The organism is Vibrio sp. 2096 (assembly GCF_033339595.1).
Classification (GTDB): domain Bacteria; phylum Pseudomonadota; class Gammaproteobacteria; order Enterobacterales; family Vibrionaceae; genus Vibrio; species Vibrio alginolyticus.
Window position 1 is genome coordinate 466,946 of the sequence record NZ_JAWOUX010000004.1, and the last position, 23,700, is coordinate 490,645.

At 44.4% G+C, this 23,700-nt stretch carries 21 protein-coding genes; 15 read left to right on the top strand and 6 right to left on the bottom strand.

Annotated features, from left to right (window positions below; translation table 11 throughout):
• Window positions 1-53: 53 nt before the first annotated feature.
• Window positions 54-830: a peroxide stress protein YaaA gene (gene yaaA, locus R7Q41_RS10910; protein WP_005382848.1), complete on the top strand. Its 777-nt coding sequence runs from the start codon at window positions 54-56 to the stop codon at window positions 828-830.
• A 109-nt stretch (window positions 831-939) separates the two neighbouring features.
• Here the strand turns inward: yaaA and srmB are convergent, their stop codons facing one another.
• Both srmB and R7Q41_RS10920 read right to left on the bottom strand, forming a co-directional pair.
• Entirely contained in the window at window positions 940-2,163 is a 1,224-nt protein-coding gene (gene srmB / locus R7Q41_RS10915; protein ID WP_005381797.1) for an ATP-dependent RNA helicase SrmB, read from the bottom strand.
• 107 nt (window positions 2,164-2,270) lie between these two features.
• The gene (locus tag R7Q41_RS10920; protein WP_213886490.1) at window positions 2,271-2,990 is read right to left on the bottom strand and encodes a tRNA1(Val) (adenine(37)-N6)-methyltransferase; all 720 of its coding nucleotides are present in this window, start codon (window positions 2,988-2,990) and stop codon (window positions 2,271-2,273) included.
• Window positions 2,991-3,320: 330 nt separating this feature from the next.
• On the opposite strand from R7Q41_RS10920, the gene brnQ reads away from it, so the two are divergent.
• Window positions 3,321-4,631 carry a branched-chain amino acid transport system II carrier protein gene (brnQ, locus tag R7Q41_RS10925; RefSeq protein WP_005381792.1) on the top strand — a complete coding sequence of 437 codons (1,311 nt, stop codon included), beginning with the start codon at window positions 3,321-3,323 and terminating at the stop codon, window positions 4,629-4,631.
• A gap of 85 nt (window positions 4,632-4,716) precedes the next feature.
• Here brnQ and fldB read toward each other — a convergent pair whose 3' ends face one another.
• The gene (fldB, locus tag R7Q41_RS10930) at window positions 4,717-5,235 is read right to left on the bottom strand and encodes a flavodoxin FldB (RefSeq protein ID WP_318144493.1); all 519 of its coding nucleotides are present in this window, start codon (window positions 5,233-5,235) and stop codon (window positions 4,717-4,719) included.
• A 157-nt stretch (window positions 5,236-5,392) separates the two neighbouring features.
• Between fldB and xerD the strand changes: the two genes are divergently transcribed.
• From xerD to R7Q41_RS10965, 7 genes are all read left to right on the top strand, one after another.
• Window positions 5,393-6,310, top strand: coding sequence for a site-specific tyrosine recombinase XerD (gene xerD / locus R7Q41_RS10935; protein ID WP_005381788.1), 918 nt, complete (start codon window positions 5,393-5,395; stop codon window positions 6,308-6,310).
• A 59-nt stretch (window positions 6,311-6,369) separates the two neighbouring features.
• Window positions 6,370-7,158 carry a bifunctional protein-disulfide isomerase/oxidoreductase DsbC gene (gene dsbC, locus R7Q41_RS10940; RefSeq protein ID WP_005381786.1) on the top strand — a complete coding sequence of 263 codons (789 nt, stop codon included), beginning with the start codon at window positions 6,370-6,372 and terminating at the stop codon, window positions 7,156-7,158.
• Window positions 7,159-7,201: 43 nt separating this feature from the next.
• A complete protein-coding gene (gene recJ / locus R7Q41_RS10945; protein WP_017821504.1) occupies window positions 7,202-8,941 on the top strand; it encodes a single-stranded-DNA-specific exonuclease RecJ in 1,740 nt (579 codons plus the stop codon).
• A 173-nt stretch (window positions 8,942-9,114) separates the two neighbouring features.
• A protein-coding gene (prfB, locus tag R7Q41_RS10950; RefSeq protein WP_100068604.1) for a peptide chain release factor 2 occupies window positions 9,115-10,213 on the top strand; the annotation gives its coding sequence in 2 pieces (ribosomal slippage) (window positions 9,115-9,189 and window positions 9,191-10,213; 1,098 coding nt in all).
• Between the two features lie 34 nt (window positions 10,214-10,247).
• Entirely contained in the window at window positions 10,248-11,765 is a 1,518-nt protein-coding gene (gene lysS / locus R7Q41_RS10955) for a lysine--tRNA ligase (protein ID WP_005382861.1), read from the top strand.
• A gap of 244 nt (window positions 11,766-12,009) precedes the next feature.
• Window positions 12,010-13,344: a cyclic-di-GMP-binding transcriptional regulator VpsR gene (gene vpsR / locus R7Q41_RS10960; RefSeq protein ID WP_005385970.1), complete on the top strand. Its 1,335-nt coding sequence runs from the start codon at window positions 12,010-12,012 to the stop codon at window positions 13,342-13,344.
• Window positions 13,345-13,872: 528 nt separating this feature from the next.
• A complete protein-coding gene (locus R7Q41_RS10965) occupies window positions 13,873-14,124 on the top strand; it encodes a hypothetical protein (RefSeq protein ID WP_005381776.1) in 252 nt (83 codons plus the stop codon).
• A 131-nt stretch (window positions 14,125-14,255) separates the two neighbouring features.
• On the opposite strand, the gene R7Q41_RS10970 is transcribed toward R7Q41_RS10965, so the two are convergent.
• Window positions 14,256-15,290, bottom strand: coding sequence for an NADP(H)-dependent aldo-keto reductase (locus R7Q41_RS10970; protein ID WP_005381774.1), 1,035 nt, complete (start codon window positions 15,288-15,290; stop codon window positions 14,256-14,258).
• 154 nt (window positions 15,291-15,444) lie between these two features.
• Here R7Q41_RS10970 and R7Q41_RS10975 point away from each other — a divergent pair, with 154 nt between their 5' ends.
• The gene (locus R7Q41_RS10975; protein ID WP_005381772.1) at window positions 15,445-15,756 is read left to right on the top strand and encodes a DUF6482 family protein; all 312 of its coding nucleotides are present in this window, start codon (window positions 15,445-15,447) and stop codon (window positions 15,754-15,756) included.
• A gap of 15 nt (window positions 15,757-15,771) precedes the next feature.
• Here R7Q41_RS10975 and mutH read toward each other — a convergent pair whose 3' ends face one another.
• Entirely contained in the window at window positions 15,772-16,452 is a 681-nt protein-coding gene (gene mutH, locus R7Q41_RS10980; RefSeq protein WP_005381770.1) for a DNA mismatch repair endonuclease MutH, read from the bottom strand.
• A gap of 619 nt (window positions 16,453-17,071) precedes the next feature.
• On the opposite strand from mutH, the gene rppH reads away from it, so the two are divergent.
• From rppH to R7Q41_RS11005, 5 genes are all read left to right on the top strand, one after another.
• Window positions 17,072-17,593: an RNA pyrophosphohydrolase gene (rppH, locus tag R7Q41_RS10985; protein WP_005381953.1), complete on the top strand. Its 522-nt coding sequence runs from the start codon at window positions 17,072-17,074 to the stop codon at window positions 17,591-17,593.
• A 2-nt stretch (window positions 17,594-17,595) separates the two neighbouring features.
• On the top strand, window positions 17,596-19,842 hold the full coding sequence (ptsP, locus tag R7Q41_RS10990; protein WP_005385966.1) for a phosphoenolpyruvate--protein phosphotransferase: 2,247 nt from the start codon (window positions 17,596-17,598) through the stop codon (window positions 19,840-19,842).
• Between the two features lie 6 nt (window positions 19,843-19,848).
• Window positions 19,849-20,640, top strand: a complete 792-nt coding sequence (locus tag R7Q41_RS10995) for a sulfite exporter TauE/SafE family protein (protein ID WP_005385965.1) — start codon at window positions 19,849-19,851, stop codon at window positions 20,638-20,640.
• Window positions 20,641-20,727: 87 nt separating this feature from the next.
• Window positions 20,728-21,549, top strand: a complete 822-nt coding sequence (gene lgt / locus R7Q41_RS11000) for a prolipoprotein diacylglyceryl transferase (protein WP_005381948.1) — start codon at window positions 20,728-20,730, stop codon at window positions 21,547-21,549.
• A gap of 9 nt (window positions 21,550-21,558) precedes the next feature.
• On the top strand, window positions 21,559-22,410 hold the full coding sequence (locus tag R7Q41_RS11005; RefSeq protein ID WP_158157243.1) for a thymidylate synthase: 852 nt from the start codon (window positions 21,559-21,561) through the stop codon (window positions 22,408-22,410).
• A 70-nt stretch (window positions 22,411-22,480) separates the two neighbouring features.
• Here R7Q41_RS11005 and R7Q41_RS11010 read toward each other — a convergent pair whose 3' ends face one another.
• On the bottom strand, window positions 22,481-23,623 hold the full coding sequence (locus R7Q41_RS11010) for a flavohemoglobin expression-modulating QEGLA motif protein (protein WP_017636169.1): 1,143 nt from the start codon (window positions 23,621-23,623) through the stop codon (window positions 22,481-22,483).
• Between the last annotated feature and the right edge of the window lie 77 nt (window positions 23,624-23,700).

The window sequence follows — 23,700 nt, forward strand, 5'->3', positions numbered from 1 at the left end:
ATGCATGGCTTTTTTTGTACCCTATTAAAAACAAAATTAGAGAAGGGAAAGTCATGCTTATCGTAGTTTCTCCAGCGAAGACTCTTGATTACGAGTCTCCGTTAGCGACAGAAAAATTTACTCAACCTGAGTTGGTCGAATACTCAAAAGAGCTTATCGATGTTTGCCGCAAACTGACTCCTGCTGATGTTGCCTCTTTAATGAAAGTGAGCGACAAGATTGCCGATTTAAATGTGGGCCGATTCCAAGAGTGGAGTGAAACGTTTACCACGGAAAACTCACGACAAGCCATTCTTGCATTTAAAGGTGACGTTTACACCGGGCTAGACGCCGAAAGTTTATCTGAAGCGGACTTCGAATATGCTCAAGATCATCTGCGTATGCTATCGGGTCTTTATGGTTTACTAAAACCACTTGATTTGATGCAGCCATACCGTCTTGAAATGGGTACCAAGCTTGCAAACGACAAGGGTACGAACTTGTACCAGTTTTGGGGCAATGTAATTACGGACAAGCTTAACGAAGCGATTTCTGCTCAAGGTGATAATGTTCTTATCAACCTTGCATCAAATGAATACTTTAAAGCGGTTAAGCCAAAGAATTTAGATGCGCAAGTGATCACGCCAGTATTCAAAGATTGTAAGAATGGTCAATACAAGGTCATCAGTTTTTACGCGAAGAAAGCGCGCGGTATGATGGCGCGTTACATCATTGAAAACCGTGTTGAGAGCGTGGCAGACCTGACTAAGTTTGATACGGCGGGTTACTACTTTGTGGAAGATGAATCGACGCCAACAGAGTTAGTATTTAAACGCGAAGAGCAAAAATAAAGCTGATTGAGACGTAATCGACGTTAATCTCTATCAGCACAAACGAAAAAGGGTTGGCATTGCCAACCCTTTGTTATTTTCTAGCTTGAGCTACTTGGCCCCAACAAGATTACTTCTTCTTAGCGGTTTTCTTTTTCGCTACTTTTTTCTTGTCGTCTTTTTTCTTTTTCTTCTTAAACACAGGCTTTTTGTGTTTAGGACGCATCTCTTTCACGAAACGCTCTTTGATGTCTTCTTTCACGTAACGTGCAACGCGATCCATCATTGGTTGGTCGTGTGCTTCTACGATTGAGATAGCGTTACCTTTCTTACCTGCGCGAGCCGTACGGCCGATACGGTGAAGGTAAACATCAGCCGTGCGCGGCATGTCGTAGTTGATAACGTGTGATACATCCGGAAGATCGATACCACGCGCAGCAACGTCCGTCGCGAGCAGCACATTCACAGTTCCATCGCGGAAGCGAGAAATCGCATTGTTACGACGATCTTGCGGCATTTCACCTTGAATCCAAGAACATGGAATCTGTGCGCTTTCAAGCTGCGCTCGTAGCTCAGCCAAACGCTCACGAGTCTTTAAAAAGACGATAGTGCGCTCAGCTTGCTGAGTAATAATGTGTTTTAGTAATTCCAGTTTGTGTTCTGCATCATCAGCACGGTGGTACCACTGAGCAATTTTCTTACGCTCACGCAGCGGTGATTTTGCGTCGATCTCTGCAGGGTCATTCAACAGATCAGCGGTAAAGCCTTCTACGCCTTTCCCTTCTAACGTTGCTGAAAACAGAAGGGTTTGCTTACGCCAGCGACATTCGTTAGATAGGCGATCGACAGTAGGAGCAAAACCCATATCTAGCATACGGTCTGCTTCATCAAGGATTAACCATTCGATTGCACGACAATCAAAACGTTCTGCATCAATGTATTCTTTTAAACGGCCAGGTGTCGCAACCACAATGTCTTGCGTTGTTGCAAGGATGTCGGCGTGCTCTTGGTACTGAACACCACCAGTGATGGTGAAAATGTTGAGTTTGGTATTTTTTGCCAAAGCACGTGCTTGATCGGCAATTTGCATCGCCAGTTCGCGAGTAGGCGTTAGGATCAAAATACGCGCAGGTCCAGGCTTACGACGAGGGAAGTCTTGCAAGTATTGCAATGCTGGCAGGACGAAGGCGGCCGTTTTACCAGTTCCTGTTGGCGCTGACGCTAGAATGTCACGACCGTCCAACGCTTGTGGAATCGCTTCTGCCTGAATTTTTGTTGGGCGTTCGTAACCCATCTCTTCAATGGCTTCAAGTAGGTTTTGGTCTAGATCAAGTTCAGCAAAGGTTCTGATCACAATGAGTTCTCCACAAGCAAAGCTTGGTTAATGGTTCGCCACAACAGCATAGAATACAAAAAGGTCGCACATTATAAAGTGATTGGTGATAAGGATCACATGTTATTTCACATCTTAAGATAAAACTCGCGAGTTAACTGGATGAAATCATCACTATAGCCGTCATTTGAACGGATAATTAAATGTGACGTTTGCGAATCGCAAGGTCGTTTTGATAGTTCAAATAACAGTCGGTGTACTGGTTTCTTTTCTGATGGTTGCACACGACAGATCCGCGATAGATACCAACCTTGGTTTAATGCTAGCTCAATGAACTGCTCGCCTTCGGTGATTGGCAACACAAAACTAGCCCTCCCTTCGTCATCAAGCAAATGATAGCAACGCTGCAGCAATACGTTATGGCCTAGCGTATCTGTGTGCCTCGCGGTTGCACGTTGACTGTGTTTCGATTGCTCGCCGCTGTTGAAGTAGGGCGGGTTACAAATGATGCGTTGGAATGGATGTGTCGGCGTAAAGTGCAGTATGTCGGTGTGATGCACACTTACACGATCTGACCAAGGAGACTGGGCCATATTTTTTTGCGCGGCAGCAACGGCTGTTAATTCGATATCGACCGCGGTTATTTGAGCTTCCGTAAAGCGTTGAGCACACATCAGGGCAAGCAGGCCAGTGCCAGTCCCAATATCGAGAATTTTAGCGTCGTTAGGGCTTTGAATCCAAGCACCAAGCATTACCCCATCTGTGCTGACTGGCATACCACTCTCGCCGCCCTCAATACAAAATTGCTTAAAATTGAAGCCTTTAGTTTTCAGTGTTTTGTTCTTCATGATTGTTTTATATTTGCTCAATAATTAAGTGGATTGCTCTATTGTTTATTAATTGTATAGATTGTTGTTTTGTTGGTTATTAAATTGTATTGTTAATTGATCGAGATAAAGAACTGGTCTGTTATTTGGATCTGGTTATATCCACTGCTTTTAAGTTTGAAAACTAAATTAATATGGTGTTTTTTTCTTAAAGGTTGCCAAATGATGAGTCTTTCGTCATTATGCGGCGAAAATTTTATAGATTGAACCACGTGTACTTATTGACTTTAGGTATACAAAAAGTGGTCTAAGCATACACAACATTCATTAATTAAAAGACAAGGGTTATCTGTGAAGCAGACGTTAAAACTAACAGATATTATCGCAGTAGGCTTTATGCTATTTGCGTTCTTTTTAGGTGCGGGCAATATTATCTTTCCACCTCTAGCGGGTCAGTTAGCGGGTGAAAACTTAATGCCAGCTATGTTTGGTTTCTTGCTAACAGCGGTAGGTCTACCTCTTATTACTATCGTTGCTATTGCTGTTGCTGGTGGTTCTTGGGATCACTTGACGCAAGATCTTCCGAAAAAAGCGGCAGTTCTTATGGCTGCACTGATTTTCATCATCATTGGTCCTGCGTTTGCAGCGCCTCGTACTGGCCTAGTGGCTTACGAGATGGCGGTGAAACCTTTCTTCCTTGAGGCGTCACAAACGCATCTGACAGCGTTCTCAGTGATCTTCTTTATCGCAGCGATGATGTTCTCATGGTTCCAAGGCCGTTTGATCGATCTTATCGGTAAAGTACTGACACCAGCATTGTTCGTTGGTTTGATCATTCTTGCTGTCGCTGTCTTCCTTGATCCTCAGGGCGATATGATTGGCGCGCACGGTGAATACCTAACGCAGCCTCTGACCAAAGGCTTCTTAGAAGGCTACAACACAATGGATACGTTCGCGTCATTGATGTTTGGCATGCTGATGGTTGATGCACTGCGCGGTAAAGGCATTACTGAGCGCTCTGCAACTACTAAATATCTGATCTATGCAGGTTGTATTGCTGCTGCTGGTCTTGCGTTTGTTTACATCTCACTATTTTACTTAGGTGCGACGAGTGCAACGGTTGCTGCTGGTGCTGATAATGGTGGCCTAGTGCTTAGCCAATACGTTCAAGCGTTGTTTGGTCCATACGGTCAAATCGTTCTGTCTGTCATCGTATTGCTAGCGTGTCTGACAACCGCGATTGGCTTGATTTCTGCGTGTTCAGATTTCTTCAGCTCGAAAACACCACTGTCATACAAGCAATGGGTACTGATTAATGGTTCTGTTTGTGCATTGGTTGCAAACGTTGGTCTTGCACAGCTGATTTCTCTGTCAGTGCCAGTATTGTTTGCGCTGTACCCTGTGGCGATTGCGTTGGTTGCACTAACATTTGTGCGCAGCAAACTGCCAAATCCACGTTTTGCTTACCGCGCGGTACTGCTTGTATCTCTGTTGTTTGCGTTGGTTGATGCGGCAAAAGTATCGGGTATTGATGTTTCTGCGTTTAACATGTTGCCACTATTCGAAGTCGGCATGGGTTGGGTGCTTCCAACATTTGCGGCTATCGTGTGCATGTTCTTCATCGCGAAACCTCGCCCAGAACTAGCACAAGAAACCGCGTAATCACTTCGCGTTATCAAGATAATAAAAAGCCCGATGAATTACTTCATCGGGCTTTTTACTTTTTAATGATTACGTGTTTGCGCTATTAAAGCGTGTCGTGGAATTCCACAAGAACTTGTTCACACCATTTTTCGATGCGTTCATCACTCAGTTCGTACTGTGAGTCTTCATCTAACGCAAGTCCAACAAACTTGCTGCCATCTTCGATCAGTGCTTTCGATGCTTCAAATTCGTAGCCTTCATTTGACCAGTAACCGATAAAGGTTGCGCCTGTGGCTTGCAATTCATCGTGAAGTAAGCCCATCGCATCTAAATACCACTCTCCGTAACCTTCTTGGTCACCCAGACCAAACAGCGCTACAACTTTGCCTTTCAGTGGCGTGGTCGCGATGTCTTGCCAAATCGCGTTCCAATCTTCTTGAATTTCACCAAAATCCCAAGTTGAGATGCCAAGGAGTAATAAGTCGTAGTCCGCCATTAGTGATAACGGTGTCTCTTTCACATTGTGAATGTCGACAAGGTCTTCACCAATAAGGGTACGAATTTTCTCTGCTGCCATTTCGGTGTAGCAGGTCGTTGAGCCGTAAAAGAGTCCGATTTTCATTATATTCGTCGTTATTTGTGTTGCTGTTGTGGAAGATTCTAACCATAAATTGAGGAAGATTGCAGCGAATATCCTATGTGGGATGATTTTTTATGGTATTGGATTGGCAGGTGCTTTAATCTAAATACTGTAAATATAAACAGATAAGGAAGCATTCATGACGGCACAACAGCCTGTCAATCAACAAGATTTTTCGCTTGTTGAGCAATTCTTAGATGCGATGTGGATGGAGCGTGGCCTATCAGAGAACACGTTGGCTTCCTACCGAAACGATTTAATGAAGCTGCTCGTGTGGATGGAAAAACATCGATACCGTCTTGATTTTATCAGTTTGTCTGGCTTGCAAGAATATCAAAGCCACCTTGTAGATTTAGATTACAAACAGACGTCTCGTGCGCGTATGTTGTCGGCGATTCGCCGTTTATTTCAATACCTGCATCGTGAGAAGGTGCGTGCTGATGACCCGAGTGCGCTTTTGGTTAGTCCTAAACTGCCACAACGTTTACCCAAAGATATTAGTGAAGAGCAAGTGGACGCGTTGCTCGAAGCGCCAGACCCGAATGACCCTATAGAATTGCGCGATAAAGCGATGCTAGAGCTACTCTACGCGACAGGGTTGCGTGTGACAGAGCTCGTCAGTTTGACCATGGAAAATGTTAGCTTGCGCCAAGGGGTGGTGCGCGTGACTGGTAAAGGTGGTAAAGAACGCCTGGTTCCTATGGGGGAAAACGCGGTCGATTGGATCGAGACGTTCATTCAACAAGGGCGCCCTGCGTTACTTGGTGATACATCATCTGATATTGTTTTTCCTAGTAAACGCGCAAGACAGATGACTCGTCAGACGTTTTGGCACCGTATTAAATACTATGCTTTGATAGCAGGGATTGATACTGATCAGCTGTCGCCGCACGTACTGCGTCATGCCTTTGCCACGCATTTATTGAACTATGGCGCAGATCTCAGGGTCGTACAGATGCTTTTAGGACATAGTGACTTATCGACCACGCAAATTTATACTCACGTGGCGACTGAACGATTGAAGCAGATCCACAGTCAACACCACCCAAGAGCATAACAATGGTTAGATTCATCCATGTCCTCTTGGAAAAACGATTTTACATTAAGGTGAATTTCATGAGCGTATTACGCCGACTAACTCTGCTGACTTTACCATTTTTTGTTACCGCTTGTGGTGCAGAAGAAAGTCAGGCTCAAACGGAGACTCCTGCGCAACAAGTGGCGCCAGCTGCACAAAGCGGCTTTGATGAAGCAGCATTAAAAACTAAGTTCTCAAAGCTTGGTTTATCTATCGTTGATATTCAACCATCAGACGTCGCTGGCTTATTGGAAATTCAAACCAATGGCGGGATCCTGTTTGCTTCAAATGATGGTAGCCATTTTATCGCCGGTACGCTTTATGCCATTAATGATGATGGCAGTTACAAAGATGTCATAGCAGAGCGTCAAGCGCCGCTTAACGCCGAGAAAATTGCGCAGTTCTCCGATAGCATGATCGAATACAAAGCCGACGATGAAAAGTACGTTGTGACCGTATTCACCGATATCACCTGTGGTTACTGTGTGCGTCTGCATAGCCAAATGCAAGGCTATAATGATCTAGGTATTACAGTGCGTTACATGGCTTACCCTCGCCAAGGTGCAACTGGCCCTGTAGCGGAGCAAATGGCAACGATTTGGTGTGCTGAAGATCCGGCGTCGGCAATGCACAACGCGAAAGTGAATCGTACATTTGATAACCCTGCGAAAGACTTGAAACAGTGTAAAGAAACCATCCAGGCGCATTACAATCTAGGTCGCCAATTGGGTATTTCTGGTACGCCAGCAATCTTCTTACCGAATGGCGAAATGGTTGGTGGCTACCTACCACCTGCAGAGCTATTGAAACGTTTAAAGCAACTATAATCCATTAGGAGCAGAGCCGGCAAAGTTGTCGGCTCTTTTAAGCATGATAGAAATTCAACGACGTCCTGAACCTGATCTTTCCCTTCTTCCTGATTCCATTCCTCCGATTCTTAAACGTATCTACATCAACCGTGGGATAACGGATCTTTCACAATTAGAAACGTCGGCCCGTGGGTTGCATTCATATCAAAAACTCGGGGGGATTGAGCAAGCTGTCGATCTTTTGTTTCAGGCGATAAAAGAACAAAAACGCATCATCGTTGTCGGTGATTTTGACGCTGATGGCGCGACAAGCTCAGCATTATCAGTGCTCGCGCTGCGTATGCTTGGTAGTCACAATGTGGATTACCTAGTGCCAAATCGTTTTGAAGACGGTTATGGGTTAAGCCCAGAAGTCGTTGACCAAGCCTTAGAGCTTGGCGCTGAGATGATCATGACGGTGGATAACGGCGTCTCATCAATCGAAGGCGTGCGTTACGCAAAAGAAAATGGCATTACTGTGCTTGTTACCGATCACCACTTGCCAGGACAAGTGTTGCCTGATGTGGATGCAATGGTGAACCCAAACCTTGAGAGCTGTAGCTTTCCATCTAAAGCGCTTGCGGGTGTAGGGGTCGCGTTTTATCTCATGATGGCACTATGCGTTCATATGCGAAAACACAATTGGTTTGCAGAACAGGGGATGCAAGAGCCCAAATTGATGGAACTGATTGACCTTGTTGCACTGGGTACCGTCGCCGACGTCGTTCCATTGGATGAAAACAACCGCATTCTTGTACACCAAGGCTTGCAACGTATTCGTGCTGGCAAAGCGCGTCCCGGCATCCAAGCATTAATTGAGGTCGCGAAGCGCGATGCGCGTCGTTTAGTTGCGTCTGACTTTGGCTTTGCTTTAGGTCCACGTATTAACGCTGCAGGTCGTCTTGATGACATGTCTTTCGGTGTTGAACTATTGATGTGTAACAACATCCACGCTGCTCGTCGCATGGCAAGTGAATTGGATGGCTTGAACCAAACACGTAAAGAGATTGAAGAAGGCATGAAGCAAGAAGCGATGGCTTTCTGTGAGCGCCTTCAGTTTGGTGAAGGCAATGAGCTTCCTTATGGCTTAGCCTTATTCCAGCGTGATTGGCACCAAGGTGTGATTGGTATTTTGGCTTCGCGCATTAAAGAGAAGTTTCACCGTCCAGTCATTGCATTTGCTGATGGCGGAGAAGGGACGATTAAAGGCTCGTGTCGTTCTATTCCGGGGCTACACATGCGCGATGCGTTGGATTTCATCGACACACAAAACCCGGGTTTGATCATCAAGTTTGGTGGACACGCCATGGCAGCAGGCTTAACGATTAAAGAGCAGGATTTTGAGCGTTTCAGTCGTTTGTTTGATGAAGTGGTAAAAAAGGAACTCGATGAAGCGGCGCTAAAAGGCGTGATCATGTCAGATGGTGAACTTAAGCCGGAAGAGTTCTCTATGCATGTTGCTGAACAGCTGCGATCGGGTGGCCCTTTTGGACAAGCCTTCCCTGAACCAATCTTTGATGGTGAGTTTAAAGTACTGCATCAAAAGCTGGTGGGTGAGAAGCATCTTAAATTGATGTTAGAGCCGCTTTATAAAGGTCACCCTACCAATGTGATGATCGACGGCATTGCATTCAATGTTGATCTACGCCGATGGCCAGATGCATCGGTTAAAACAGTACGTCTCGCGTATAAGCTGGATGTGAATGAATTTCGTGGTAATCAATCATTGCAATTGATGATCGACCATATCGAAGCTAAGTAATACCTAGATTAACCTTTCTTATAGAGTACGGTTGCCCCTAAGTGGGCGTAAAATTTTATGACCGTGCTCTCTCTCACCGCAATCTGATTTCTCATCCGAAATTTTCCTGTATCTCGGTCACATTTTTCAGTAGAATTTCTCGGTTAAATTCTATTCTAAAATGTTGAGTAAACATGTTTGAAATCAATCCAATTAAAAACCGTCTGCAGGACGTGTCTCAGCGCACAAATGTCCTGAGGGGGTATCTTTGACTATGACGCGAAGAAAGAGCGTCTAGAAGAAGTCAACGCAGAACTTGAACAACCAGATGTATGGAACGAACCTGAGCGTGCGCAAGCACTGGGTAAAGAGCGTGCATCACTAGAAGCGGTTGTTGAAACCATTGATCAACTAGAGCAAGGTGTGGAAGATGTAGAAGGTCTTCTTGAGCTGGCTGTAGAAGAAGAAGATCAAGAAACATTTGACGAAATTGAACCAGAACTTGCTGAGTTGGAAGAGAAGCTAGAAAAGCTTGAATTCCGTCGTATGTTCTCTGGCGACCACGATAGCTCTGATTGTTACATCGATTTGCAAGCAGGTTCTGGTGGTACAGAAGCACAAGACTGGACTAACATGCTGCTGCGTATGTACCTACGTTGGGCAGAAGCGAAGGGCTTCAAAGCTGAAGTGATTGAAGTCTCTGAAGGTGAAGTCGCGGGTCTTAAGTCGGCAACAGTTCGCATCTCTGGTGAGTATGCGTACGGTTGGTTACGCACTGAAACGGGCGTCCATCGTCTTGTTCGTAAATCTCCGTTCGATTCAGGCGGTCGTCGCCATACGTCATTTGCTTCTGCGTTCATCTATCCAGAGATTGATGAAAACATCGACATCGACATTAATCCTTCCGACCTACGTATTGACGTTTACCGTGCGTCAGGCGCAGGTGGTCAGCACGTAAACACCACAGAATCTGCGGTACGTATTACGCACGTACCTACGAACACAGTGGTTCAGTGTCAGAATGACCGTTCTCAACATAAGAACAAAGATCAGGCAATGAAACAGCTTCGAGCGAAGCTATTTGAGCTTGAATTGCAAAAGCAAAATGCGGAAAAACAAGCTAATGAAGACGCTAAGTCTGACATTGGCTGGGGTAGCCAGATCCGTTCTTACGTATTGGATGACTCACGTATTAAGGACCTCCGTACGGGCATTGAAAACCGTAATACTCAAGCGGTTCTTGATGGCGATCTGGACAAATTTATTGAAGCTAGCCTGAAATCAGGTCTATAAAGCTTTTCACCGACAAAAACAGGATACATCGAAAATGACTGATGCTGTTCAAAACGAAACTGTACTAGAAGAAAATAAGCTGATTGCTGAACGCCGCGCTAAACTGGATGCAATCCGAAAGAGCTGCAAAGCGAACGGCCATCCAAACGACTTCCGTCGTGACGCACTAGCGGGCGACCTTCAGAAAGAGTTCGGTGAAAAGACGAAGGAAGAGCTAGAAGAGCTTAACCACGTAGTAGCAATCGCTGGCCGTATCATGGCTAAACGTGGTCCATTCTTGGTAATTCAAGAAACTTCTGGCCGTATCCAAGCTTATGCTGACAAAGCGGTTCAAAAAGTACTTAAAGAAAAATACCAAGGTCTAGATATCGGTGACATCATCGGTGTTAAAGGTGCACTTCATAAGTCTGGTAAGGGTGACCTATACGTGAACATGGAAGAGTACGAGTTGCTAACCAAAGCACTACGTCCACTTCCAGAAAAGTTCCACGGTCTAACTGACCAAGAGATGCGTTACCGCCAACGTTACGTTGACCTGATCGTTAACGAAGACTCTCGTCAAGCGTTCGTAGTACGTTCTAAAGTAATGTCTGCAATCCGCAACTTCATGATCTCTAAGCAGTTCATGGAAGTTGAAACGCCAATGATGCACGTTATCCCTGGCGGTGCGAGTGCGCGTCCATTCATCACGCACCACAACGCACTAGACATGCCAATGTACCTACGTATCGCGCCAGAGCTATACCTGAAGCGTCTAGTTGTTGGTGGTTTTGATCGCGTATTCGAAATCAACCGTAACTTCCGTAACGAAGGCCTTTCTCCACGCCACAACCCAGAATTCACAATGATGGAATTCTACATGGCGTACGCAGACTACAAAGATCTGATGGACCTAACTGAAGAACTACTAAGCTCAGTGGCGCAAGAAGTTCTAGGTTCAACGTCAATGCCTTACGGTGATGAAACGGTTGAGTTTGGTGGTACTTACACTCGTATGAGCATGTTCGAAGCAATCAAGCACTACAACCCAGACCACGCGCAAATCCAAGCGCTAACAGAAGAAGACCTACAAAACCGTGATCTAATGGTTTCTATCGCGAAATCTGTTCACGTTGAAGTAGAACCTTTCTGGACATGCGGTCAGCTTCTTGAAGAGATCTTTGGTGAAACAGCAGAACCTAAGCTAATGCAGCCTACGTTCATCACTGGTTACCCAGCAGATATTTCTCCGTTGGCTCGTCGTAGCGATGATAACCCGTTCTTTACAGACCGCTTTGAGTTCTTTATCGGTGGCCGTGAAGTAGCGAACGGTTTCTCAGAGCTTAACGATGCTGAAGACCAAGATGCACGCTTTAAAGCACAGGTTGAAGCGAAAGAGTCTGGTGACGACGAAGCAATGTTCTACGATGCAGACTACATCACTGCTCTAGAGCACGGCCTACCGCCAACAGCAGGCCAAGGTATCGGTATCGACCGTTTGGTTATGCTACTGACTAACACGCACACTATCCGTGACGTGATCTTATTCCCTGCAATGCGCCCGCAAGCGTAATTCGATAGGATGAGTAAAAAAACCACCTTCGGGTGGTTTTTTTTTGCCTTTTAGTTAAGGTAATTCAAGTTGTTGCACTTGCCTTTTAATGGGATATGCAAATAAACATTCGCCAAATCTCAATCTATTGCATAGTCTTAATACTGAGACAGACGTGAGGGGGCGGAGTCTCGATAATGTTACCCGCTCGCAAAGATAAGTTTGTGGCACAAAATTTCTATTAACAATGAAAAAGGGTTAGAGAATGGCTGGGCAGTTTAAGATGGATTCCATCCCGGGATCGCTTGTGGTAGTTGGCGGTACTTATGAGCCTTGGTTATCGGTACTGGAGCAAGTGGGCTGGAAGTGTCATCAAGTAGGTGACTTACGCAAAGCTAATACGCTGTTAGAAGATATTGGTCCATGTATCGGTATTGTTGATCTCAGCCATGACGAGTTCAGCTTGAATGGTTTGGCGAACTTAGTCAGCTCTCACAAACACGTACGTTGGTTAGCGTTTATTCGTGAATCTCAGCTTGGCACTGACACCATATGCCAGTTCATTGTTAACTTTTGTATCGATTTTTTCACAGCGCCGATCCCAGATGCACAGTTATTAAGCACAATAGGTCACCAGCTTGGCATGCTTAAATTGGAGAAAAAAGTTTGGCCTAGTTTTGGTAGCAGTTTAGATATGGGTTTGATCGGTGAATCTATCCCGATGAAACGTTTACGCGATCAAGTGAAGCGCATTGGTCCAACGGACGTCAGCATTCTGATTTCTGGGGAAAGTGGGACTGGTAAAGAGGCGGTTGCTAGGGCCATCCATAAAGTCTCTTCACGCTCTCATAAACCGTTTATGGCAATTAACTGTCGCGCACTCAATGAACAACGTTTCCAAGCTGAAGTATTTGGTATTAACGCCGATGAAGATATGGAAGCATGCCTGCTTGAACAAGCAGATGGTGGCACCGTGTTGTTTAATGACATTCTTACCATTTCAAAAGAGCAGCAAATGAATCTGCTGAGATTCTTGCAAGAAGGCACCATTGATACCAAAGATGGCGTAAAAGCGGTTAACGTGCGTATTCTTGCTGCTAACTCGTCGGATGTTGAAAAAGCTTTGATTGACGGTGACTTCAATGAAGAGCTTTACCATTACATCAACGTTCTGCGCATCAATGTCCCTAGCTTGAAAGAACGTGCGAGTGACATCGCATTGCTGGCTCGTTTCTACTTACAAGAGTTCTCAAAAGAGTACAACTCGCAAGCAAAAAGCTTTTCTGAGGATGCATTCAAGGCACTGACACGTTATTTCTGGCCTGGAAATGTGCGTGAGCTGATGAACCAAGTGAAGCGAGCGGTATTAATGTCCGACAGCGTAATGATTGAAGATCATCACTTAGATTTACCTCAACGTAATGACTCAAAGCGCAGCTTGAAATCAATCCGAGAGAAGAGTGAACGTGATGCGTTGCTGGTTGTTTTGGAATCTCATTCTGGTCAAGTTTCAAATGCGGCGAAAGAGCTCGGAGTTTCGCGTGCAACCATGTATCGACTACTTAATAAACATAACTTGATTTCCGAACAAGCCATGTAGTTGGCCTTTCCCTGTGTTAAATAGGCGAATAAATACAATAAAAGAGAGTGGCCACAGAGCCGCTCTTTTTATTTTTGTTTGGTTTGATTTATAAAATCCGCAAATTTATATATTCCTCAGGTGAATATGTTATACATAAAAGTATATGAAACTAAATTGCGGTGTATTGATTTGTTTTTAATCAAAAAGGCAAAAAATGTTTGATATATATTCATCAAAGCTTACAATTTAACCGTAACTCAATGAGTTATACCTTTCATAAACGGATTAATTTTTAGCTAGGAGGCGCAAGATGAAACATTACGTTGTTAACACCACTGCTTGCGCTGATCGTATGCCTATCGCTCCGATAACCCTTAAATCGGATGATACCAATACCACTGGCTCACAAGATAAAAATTAATCCGTAACCTATCATATTTATTACTAGGCTGCGGGAAAGTAGCGGCTTAGTATCAACAGAATATTTCTGTTCATTTTACGCACTATTTTTCCCAGTCGAATACATCGATAATCGGAGAAAATATTATGCGTCACTCTATTTACTTACAATTGGCCACTTTGCTATTGAAAGCAGACCTTAAACGCGAAGAAAAGCAATGGCAGCGTACCATACGCCGAACTGCTCATGATATTCCATGGACGAATGTTCATCTATTGAGGGATATTGGTTTAGATCGCGATGGTCGTTCTACACGTGCCAATGTTCCGGATGCAGTAAAAGTTGAACGTCGAGTTCGTCACCTTCGTCGAGTCTTAACGTCGCGAATAATGACGTAATCGTTAGCGTGTTGGGCTGACTGAGTTGCTAACGAGTCATTCAACACGCTTAACTTTTTATATGAAGTATGACTTCATTGGATAAACAGCTGATCTTGAAGATCAGCTGTTTTCGTTTGAAGGTGGTACTGTTAAGGGCAAGGATTCGAGTAAGTTGTACCTATTGCTTGAATTTCAGTAAGTAGTTCGTCGCTAAGTTGCAAATCAATACTGTCGATATTGGCTTTTAATTGGTCTAGGTTTGTTGCTCCGATAATGTTAGAAGCAACAAATGGACGCTGATTGACAAACGCGAGCGCCATTTGTGCAGGGTTTAGACCATGCTCTTGAGCTAAATTGACGTAAGCTTCGGTCGCTTTAACACCTTGCGGAGTGAAGTAGCGCGCAAAACGCTCCCACTTAGTGCATCGAGCGCCTTCAGGTTTTGCCCCGTTTAGGTATTTACCACTCAGGCAGCCAAATGCCAAAGGAGAGTAGGCAAGTAACTGAACGCCTTCGTAATGGCTGATTTCAGACAAGCCAACTTCGAAGCTGCGGTTCAATAAGTTATATGGGTTTTGAATGGAGACAATTCTTGGCAAATCGTGTTTTTCTGCCAAACGCAATAGCGACATCACACCCCACGGCGTCTCGTTGGATACGCCGATATAGCGCACTTTACCTGCATTCACTAATTCAGTAAGCGCTTCCAACGTTTCAATTAACGTGACTTCTTCTTGTTTGTCAGGGTATGGGTAGTTGAGTTGACCAAAGCAGTTGGTTTGACGCTGCGGCCAATGTAGTTGGTACAAATCGACATAATCGGTTTGTAGACGATTAAGGCTGTCATCAATTGCTGTATGGATGTGGCGACGATTAAGGCTCATGTTGTCTCTGATGTGAGGAACATTGCGAGGGCCTGCCACTTTTGTTGCCAGTACTACTTTCTCTCTTTTGCCGCTTTTTGCTAACCAATTACCGATGTATTGCTCGGTGAGCCCTTGTGTTTCCGAGTTTGGCGGTACAGGGTACATCTCTGCGGTATCGATGAAGTTCACCCCATGATCGAGGGCAAAGTCGAGCTGTTCAAAGGCGTCCTTTTCTGTGTTTTGCTCGCCAAACGTCATAGTGCCGAGGCAGATTTTACTGATCTCAAGTGATGAGTGCGGTAGTTTTGTGTATTGCATATCACGTCCTTGAAGAGTTACCGACTAAATAAGTGACTCCAATATAGGGGATTTGTAGCCGCAATCGCAAATGATTTACGTATAAAGGAAGAGCAAACTCGAAAGCTACAGTTAGCCTAACTACACTTAAATGATCGTGTGAAGGAGGTATGTTATGCAGAAGCATCAATTGGACATGTGGCTACATGGTCCACATAAAGATACTTATAAAACTCCCAAAGTATTTGTGATTGGGTGTTCTGATGTCTCTGACTATCTTTTAGCTGTGGAGTACAAGCATCAACTTGAGCCGATTAAAGACGGTGAAGACCCGATACATTTTGGCTCTCTAGACTTAGTAAAAGAAGAACTATTGAGGCTAGGGGTCGATAAAGCGTATTTAAGGCTGCGCAATGCGTATGACGAATGTGGCACTGAAGAGGCAGCCTCATACTGCGATATTGAGTTATCGCTCGTGACGCACTAAATAGCTGATATAGTTTTATTCTGGTTGAGTGTTAATGTAGTGCTTGAGTAAGATCTGTTCAGTAAACTGTGTTCTAAGGTAAAAGCCTCGGGGCAGAGTTTTCATCGGCTTACCATTTGAGTTATATGCTTCGGTGAGCGCTTTTGCATTTGCGGCTTTAGGGCGAAGATGCAGCGCTTCTCCGTGTCTGGCGGAAATTTGATCAAATCTTCCCAAGACGATCATCTCCATTAACTCTTCCCAGTCATTTCGCAAAATCCGTTCTTCTTCTTCATCTGGTGACCAAATGAGTGGACTGCCCACACGTCTTTCAGGGAGTGGGATTTCTCGTTCTCCTTCTACGGGTACCCAAAGGACACGAGATAGCTTGTTTCGAACATGACTTGTTTCCCATGTAAGACCATGAACACCAGTGAGGGGCGCCACAGAAACAAAGGTTGTTTCTAAAGGTTTGCCAGAGTAACTGATCGGAATACTTTTCAACTCGATCCCTAGTTTTGCGAAATCTTGTTGAGGTTTACTGCCAGCTGGAGCGCCCAAGTGCCATTCGAGTAATTGACCCACCCAACCTTTATCACGTTTTAAGTTTTCAGGAACAATCATATTCGCCTCGGCGGCCAACTCAGCAAAACTGAGTCCTGCCATATCATGCGCTCGTTCCAATAGCTCTGCTTCTGTTTGTGGTTCTGGTTTCATAGTTACAAGGTGGTATTACAAAAAATATAGTTTATCAAACTCCGACCAAATCTACTGTTTAAGATTTCACCGAGGCGGTGTAAGAACGATCAATTCATAACTTATCCACAGGTGGAGGAGGTATTGATAAGATCCTGACGAGGTCTGTATGAATAAACAGGGGTTAAAATGCATTTTTGGGGTTGATTTTGTTGTAATCATCTAAACGAATAGCAGGTAAGTGTGGATAAATAGCCTGTTGGTGGATCTTTGACCGATCTGAGTTTGGTGAAAAGATCATCAAGAAATTGAAGATCGAATTATCGTTATTTTTAAAAGTAAATACTTTTTTATCAATGCTTTATGTTTGTTTTTTTGTTTATTCATTTGTTTTTCATTTGATGGGATTGAACTGAATTACTCATTTGAATTGAATTCTTCACAAAGTTATTCACAGAAAAGGTGAATAAATGTGGGCAATGTCTCACTCTTGTGTTGATAAGGTATGGTTTGATTAAAAGATATCCAAAAATGCTGAAAAGGTAATAAATCTTGCTCATATCACATCAGTAAGTTTGCTAGTAATGGGGATATGTGGAAAAATCACGGTAATAAAAAATTTATTCATAGAGGTTAGCCAGTGATAGATGGCGATGGTTACCGACTTAATGTTGGTATTGTGATATGTAATAACCATGGTCAGGTCTTCTGGGCTAAACGATACGGGCAACACTCATGGCAGTTTCCACAAGGTGGGATTGACGAAGGTGAAACCCCTGAACAAGCCATGTTCAGGGAGTTATACGAAGAAGTCGGTTTAACGAAAAAAGACGTTAAGATCATTGCAACAAGTCGTCATTGGTTAAGATATAAGCTACCAAAGCGATTGGTGCGTTGGGACTCCAAGCCTGTTTGTATCGGCCAAAAACAGAAATGGTTTCTGCTGAGATTAGAATGCGATGAGTCTCGCATTAATATGCAACGCGGAAAATCCCCTGAATTTGATGGTTGGCGCTGGGTAAGTTACTGGTATCCAGTTAGGCAAGTTGTTTCTTTCAAGCGAGATGTTTATCGACGAGCGATGAAAGAATTTGCATCCTTAGCCATGCCTTTTCGAGAGAGAAAAGCGAAAGGGAAAAGAAAAAAGCAACGTAGAGGATAATCATGCTCAGTCAGCTAAGGGAAATAGTTGAGAAAGTCTCCAGGGTCGATGATGTGCATCTGGCACTCGATATATTGGTGAAAGAGACTTGTGCTGCCCTTAGTACTGAGTGCTGTACTATCTATCTTGCTAATGAAGAAATGCAGCGCCTTGAGTTAATGGCAACTCAAGGCCTTATTTTTGAAGGTGATAGTATTCATATCAACTTCAATGAAGGCTTGGTTGGGTTGGTAAAACGAAGCGCTGAACCCCTTAACCTTGCCGAAGCCTCAAAACACCCCGAGTTCAAATTCTTTCCTCAACTCGGCGAACAGATTTACCACTCTTTTTTAGCTACTCCAATCATTCATCGTAAACAAGTTTTAGGTGTGTTGGTGATCCAACAAAAAACGCCGCGCTTGTTTAGTGAAATGGAAGAATCGTTTCTTGTTACCTTATCCGCTCAGTTAGCGGTGCTCATTGCACATGCGCAGAATCTTGGGCATTGGCAGTTAGCATCTAAACCCACGGTATTAAAAGGTTTGCCTGCGTCTACAGGTGTCGCGATTGGAGAGTTTTGGTTCGACAATACCCAGCCGAGTTTATCGGATGTTTTCCCTTCGTCCACGTTAGATAAGGAACGCGAGCACGAGACACTACTGGTGGCCATAGAGCGAGCGTTAAATGACTTTCGCCGTATGCGGAAAAAGCTGGACAGTGAAATCAACAAAGATGCGCTGGCGATCTTCGATCTGTTTACTCACTTACTGAATGATCCGATGCTTCGCGGTGATTTGAAGAAGCAGATTGAAAAAGGAGATAGGGCAGACTGGGCGTTACGCCAAGTTGTAGAGTCATACTCGAATCGATTTGCCAGAATGTCGGATGTATACATGCGTGAAAGAGCGCAAGATATCCGAGAGTTAGGGCAAAGGCTGCTCTATTTTCTGCACAACAGTGAGCAAGAAAATTCTGCAATTGATCGTCCCATTATTTTGGTGGCGAATGAACTCACTGCCACCTTGCTCGCTTCTGTACCTAAAGAGTTCTTGTTAGCCGTCGTATCATTAGAGGGAGGCGCAAACTCTCACGCTGCCATTTTATCTCGAGCTCTTGGGGTCCCTGCAGTCATGGGCGCCAACATTAATCCGGATGTGGTGAATGGCAAACTCGGGATAGTCGACGGCTATACGGGTGAGATCTTCTTAGAGCCAAACCGCCAGTTGTTGCGAGAGTATCGCAGCTTAGTAAGCGAAGAGTCTGAACTGTTTGCCATGGTAAACAAGGACCTCGCACTCCCTGCGGTTACGCAAGATAATCACCATATCGAAATTATGCTGAATGCGGGACTCAGTGCAGACAGTAATATTGCCATCAACACAGGTGTTGATGGTGTTGGGTTGTACCGAACTGAGATTGCATTTTTACTTCAGCATCACTTTCCTTCGGAAGATGAGCAGTATCATCAATACCAAGCAATACTTAACAGCTATCCGAATCAACGAGTAGTGATGCGTACTTTGGATATTGGTGGTGACAAACCTTTGCCGTATTTGCCCATCGAAGAAGATAATCCGTTTCTAGGCTGGCGTGGCATTCGTTTTACATTGGATCATCCAGACATTTTCTTGATCCAGCTGCGTGCAATGTTAAGAGCGAGTGCAGAAAGCGGAAACTTAAGTATCTTATTGCCAATGGTGTCAGGGGTAAAAGAGCTAGACGATGCCATTAGCTTGATTAATCAAGCTCACAGCGAAGCCGTTTTGCTTGATGATAGAATTCAATTCCCACAAATTGGGGTCATGATTGAAGTACCATCGATGGTGTATCTGTTGCCAACGATTGCTCACCGTGTTGATTTTGTTTCTGTCGGGACAAACGATTTAACTCAGTATTTATTAGCGGTAGATAGGAACAATTCGCGCGTAGCGGATGTCTATGAATCTATGCATCCTGCGGTACTGTTAGCGCTTAAGCAAATCCATGAGGTGTGTGATAAATATCAGGTGCCCGTGTGTATTTGTGGTGAGCTAGCGGGTGATCCATTTGGCGCTCTTCTCTTACTTGGGTTAGGGTATACCAGTTTGAGTATGAACACCTCCAACGTGGCTAAGGTGAAATATTTGATTCGTCATAGTCAACAAGAAGAATTAGAAAAATTAGCGGAGCAAGCAATGACAAAGTCCTATGGGGAGGACATTCATCAAATGATGCATGACTTCTTCATTCAACAGGGCTTTGCGGGCTTTATCCGTGCAGGTAAAAAGTAGGAAATCGTGACCGTCTCTTTATTTTTGTTATTGTTGGCGCTAGGCGCTTTTGTGGGTGTGATGGCGGGGTTACTCGGTATCGGTGGTGGTTTGATTGTTGTTCCTGCCTTGTTGTATTTGCTTCCTCTTGCTGGGATCTCTCCAGAAATGAGTATGCACATGGCCTTAGCCACTTCGTTAGCGAGTATTATTGTCACGTCTGGCTCATCGGCGATGAATCACCTTAAGCTCGGCAATGTCGATATGTTTGTCGTAAAATGGTTGATGCCTGGTGTGGTCATTGGTGGCTTTGTTGGTGCCAATATTGCTGAGTGGATCCCTACACACTATTTGCCGAAAGTGTTTGGTGTCATTGTTCTTTGCCTGTCAGTACAAATGTTTCGTTCCATTAAAGTTACGAGCAGTAAACCTATGCCGAGCAGCCCTGTGACTGTAGTTTACGGCACGGGAATTGGTGTCGTATCAAGCCTTGCTGGTATTGGTGGTGGCTCACTGTCGGTACCATTTTTAAATAAACATGGGATAGAGATGCGTAAAGCGGTGGGCTCATCCTCCGTTTGTGGTTGCGTGATTGCTATTTCTGGTATGATCGGCTTCATCTTACATGGCTATAAAGTGGAAGGCTTACCTTCATACAGTATTGGCTATGTTTATCTTCCCGCTTTATTAGCGATTGCTATGGCCTCGATGCTCACAACAAAAGTGGGTGCGAAGCTGGCAACTAACCTTCCAACTGCGGTATTAAAAAAGATATTCGCGGTGTTCTTAATGTTTGTTGCAGCGACCATGCTGCTCTAAGTTTGTACCCAAGTCATTCTCGCTGAACCAAGCATCTAGAGGTTACTTGGGTATATTTATTTTGTTGTGATAAGAAGAGAATGATTTATGTCTCAGGGATATATTGAATTTCCCAATATTGATCCGGTTTTAATCTCTATTGGTCCTGTTTCGGTTCGTTGGTACGGTTTGATGTACCTTGTGGGCTTTATGTTTGCTCTATGGTTAGCTAACCGACGTGCGGATAAGCCTGGAAGTGGTTGGACACGAGAGCAGGTTTCTGATTTGTTGTTCGCAGGCTTCCTTGGCGTGGTGATTGGTGGCCGTGTAGGCTACGTGCTTTTCTACAATTTTGAGCTCTTCCTGGCTGACCCTTTGTATCTATTTAAAGTGTGGACCGGTGGTATGTCTTTCCACGGGGGCTTACTGGGTGTGATTACCGCGATGTTCTGGTATGCACACAAAAACGGGCGAACTTTCTTCGGTGTTGCTGACTTTATCGCGCCGCTTGTGCCATTTGGTTTGGGTATGGGGCGTTTAGGTAACTTCATGAACAGCGAGTTGTGGGGCCGAGTAACGGATGTGCCTTGGGCGATCGTTTTCCCAAATGGCGGTCCACTGCCACGTCATCCATCGCAACTTTATGAAATGGCGCTTGAAGGTATCGTCCTTTTCTTCATTTTGAATTGGTTCATCAAGAAACCTCGTCCTCTAGGTTCTGTTTCAGGACTCTTTCTTGCGGGTTACGGAACCTTCCGTTTCCTAGTAGAATACGTGCGCGAACCAGACGCTCATTTGGGTTTATTCGGTGGCTTTATTTCCATGGGACAGATTTTATCCCTGCCAATGGTGGTTATCGGTGTCCTCATGATGGTTTGGGCATACAAACGTGGTCATTACAAAGACGAATTACCACAAAAGACGAAGTAAGGTATTGGTGTGAAACAGTATTTAGATTTGTGTCAACGCATCGTTGACCAAGGTGTTTGGGTTGAAAATGAGCGTACAGGCAAGCGCTGCCTGACCGTAATCAACGCGGATTTAACCTACGATGTTGCGAACAATCAATTTCCGTTGGTCACCACACGTAAAAGTTTTTGGAAAGCAGCCGTTGCAGAGCTACTAGGGTACATTCGTGGTTACGATAATGCGGAAGATTTTCGTAATCTGGGCACGAAAACCTGGGATGCCAATGCCAACCTAAATGATGCCTGGTTGAATAACCCATACCGTAAAGGTGAAGACGACATGGGCCGTGTCTATGGGGTTCAAGGGCGCGCCTGGGCGAAACCTGATGGTGGTCATGTTGACCAGCTACGTAAGATAGTGGATGACTTAACGCGTGGTGTTGATGATCGCGGTGAAATCTTGAACTTCTACAACCCGGGTGAGTTCCACATGGGGTGCTTGCGTCCTTGTATGTACAGTCACCATTTTTCATTGCTGGATGATACGCTTTACCTGAATAGTACTCAGCGTTCGTGTGATGTACCGCTTGGCTTAAACTTCAATATGGTTCAAGTTTACGTATTCTTGGCGATTATGGCGCAAATTACGGGCAAGAAACCTGGTCAGGCATTTCATAAGATTGTGAATGCTCACATTTATGAAGACCAGCTTGAACTGATGCGCGATGTTCAGTTGAAGCGTGAGCCATTAAAAGCGCCGACGTTCCATATCAACCCAGAGATTAAATCTCTAGAAGATTTGGAAACATGGGTCACACTGGATGACTTTTGGGTTGAAGGGTACGAGCATCACGATCCTATTCGTTACCCATTCTCAGTGTAACGAGTATCGTTCTTCAAGATATAGAAAAAGCTCCGAATGGAGCTTTTTTCTTTTTTGTACTTAGAAGGTATTATTTTAGTGCACTGACAATATAACGGTGAATTGGGTTGGTCTGCATCGGTTTGGACAGTGCCGGGCTAATAAACTTAGGTTGAGTGAATATTTCTTTACTCACTAATGAACGGATAAGCTCAAAGTACTTCAGCTCCGTTTTCCCGCACAACAATAGTGAAAAGTCATCGCCCAATTTATCATAGGCATTGAGCACCTCTCGGAATCCTCTAAGATACAAGTAATCCTTCGTTAAACCTCCACCTCGATACACTCGGGCAGTCGTTGTAAATGCTTGAAGATCAGAAGCTTTATACTGTTCTTTTAATAGCATGAACGTATGGCGGAAATCGCGATCCTTGATCATCGACTCTACTGCCAGAACTCGTAAGGCTAAGGTTCTTAGGCGCTTGATACTGAAATGTCCTGACAGATACTCACATAATATAGCCAGCCCTTCTTGAGTGTTGGTATTGGCAGGACAACCTAAGCTCAGGACTTTTAGCGGTTGTTGACGACCGTTAAGCGTAGTCAGGAGATGTACTCCCATTTCATGATGTGCAAGAGCCTCCAGCTCATCAGTGGTGATGTACGCCGCGTGGTTAATTTTGACTCGAGACCCTGAAACTAGTGCGTTTGCTAACATCCCGTCTAACACCTGTATTTCACATTCATACCCATTGCGTTGAGCAAAATTTTGCATGAAACGTGCTATTGCACGGCTATCGTGCTGAGGTTCTTTTTCTTCTTCTGTAGGAAGGTGCAATATGAAATGGGCGTTGGCAATATCTTTGGCGCTCGGTTCCCCATAATAGCGTAAGGAGTTATAAAGAAACTCTTGCGTGCCGATGGTATTCACTTGATCCAGTTTATCTGCATAAGACTGAATTACATCCGCGTATAGCCTCTGCAGTTGGGTGTCTTGAATGTTTTCTAGAGGTAGCTCATATAGGCGTCGCTTTGCGCTGTGGGTATCTACGTTAGTAATTGAATATTGAAAATTAGGCTCTTGAGAATATTTGTTTTTAATGAAACGTTCTCTTTCTTGAGCATAATTAAGAGGATTCACGCTACTGAGGATATCAATATCAGCAACCAGTTGGGTTAGGTTTTCGTCTATTGCGAGTAGCTGATCAGAAATAGCGTCATTAAGCTGCGTCATGTTGTCGACTCCAAATGAGATAGCTCAGCATAAGCATGCTGATGTGGCTCAAATTATCACCGGACAATCGATTTGAA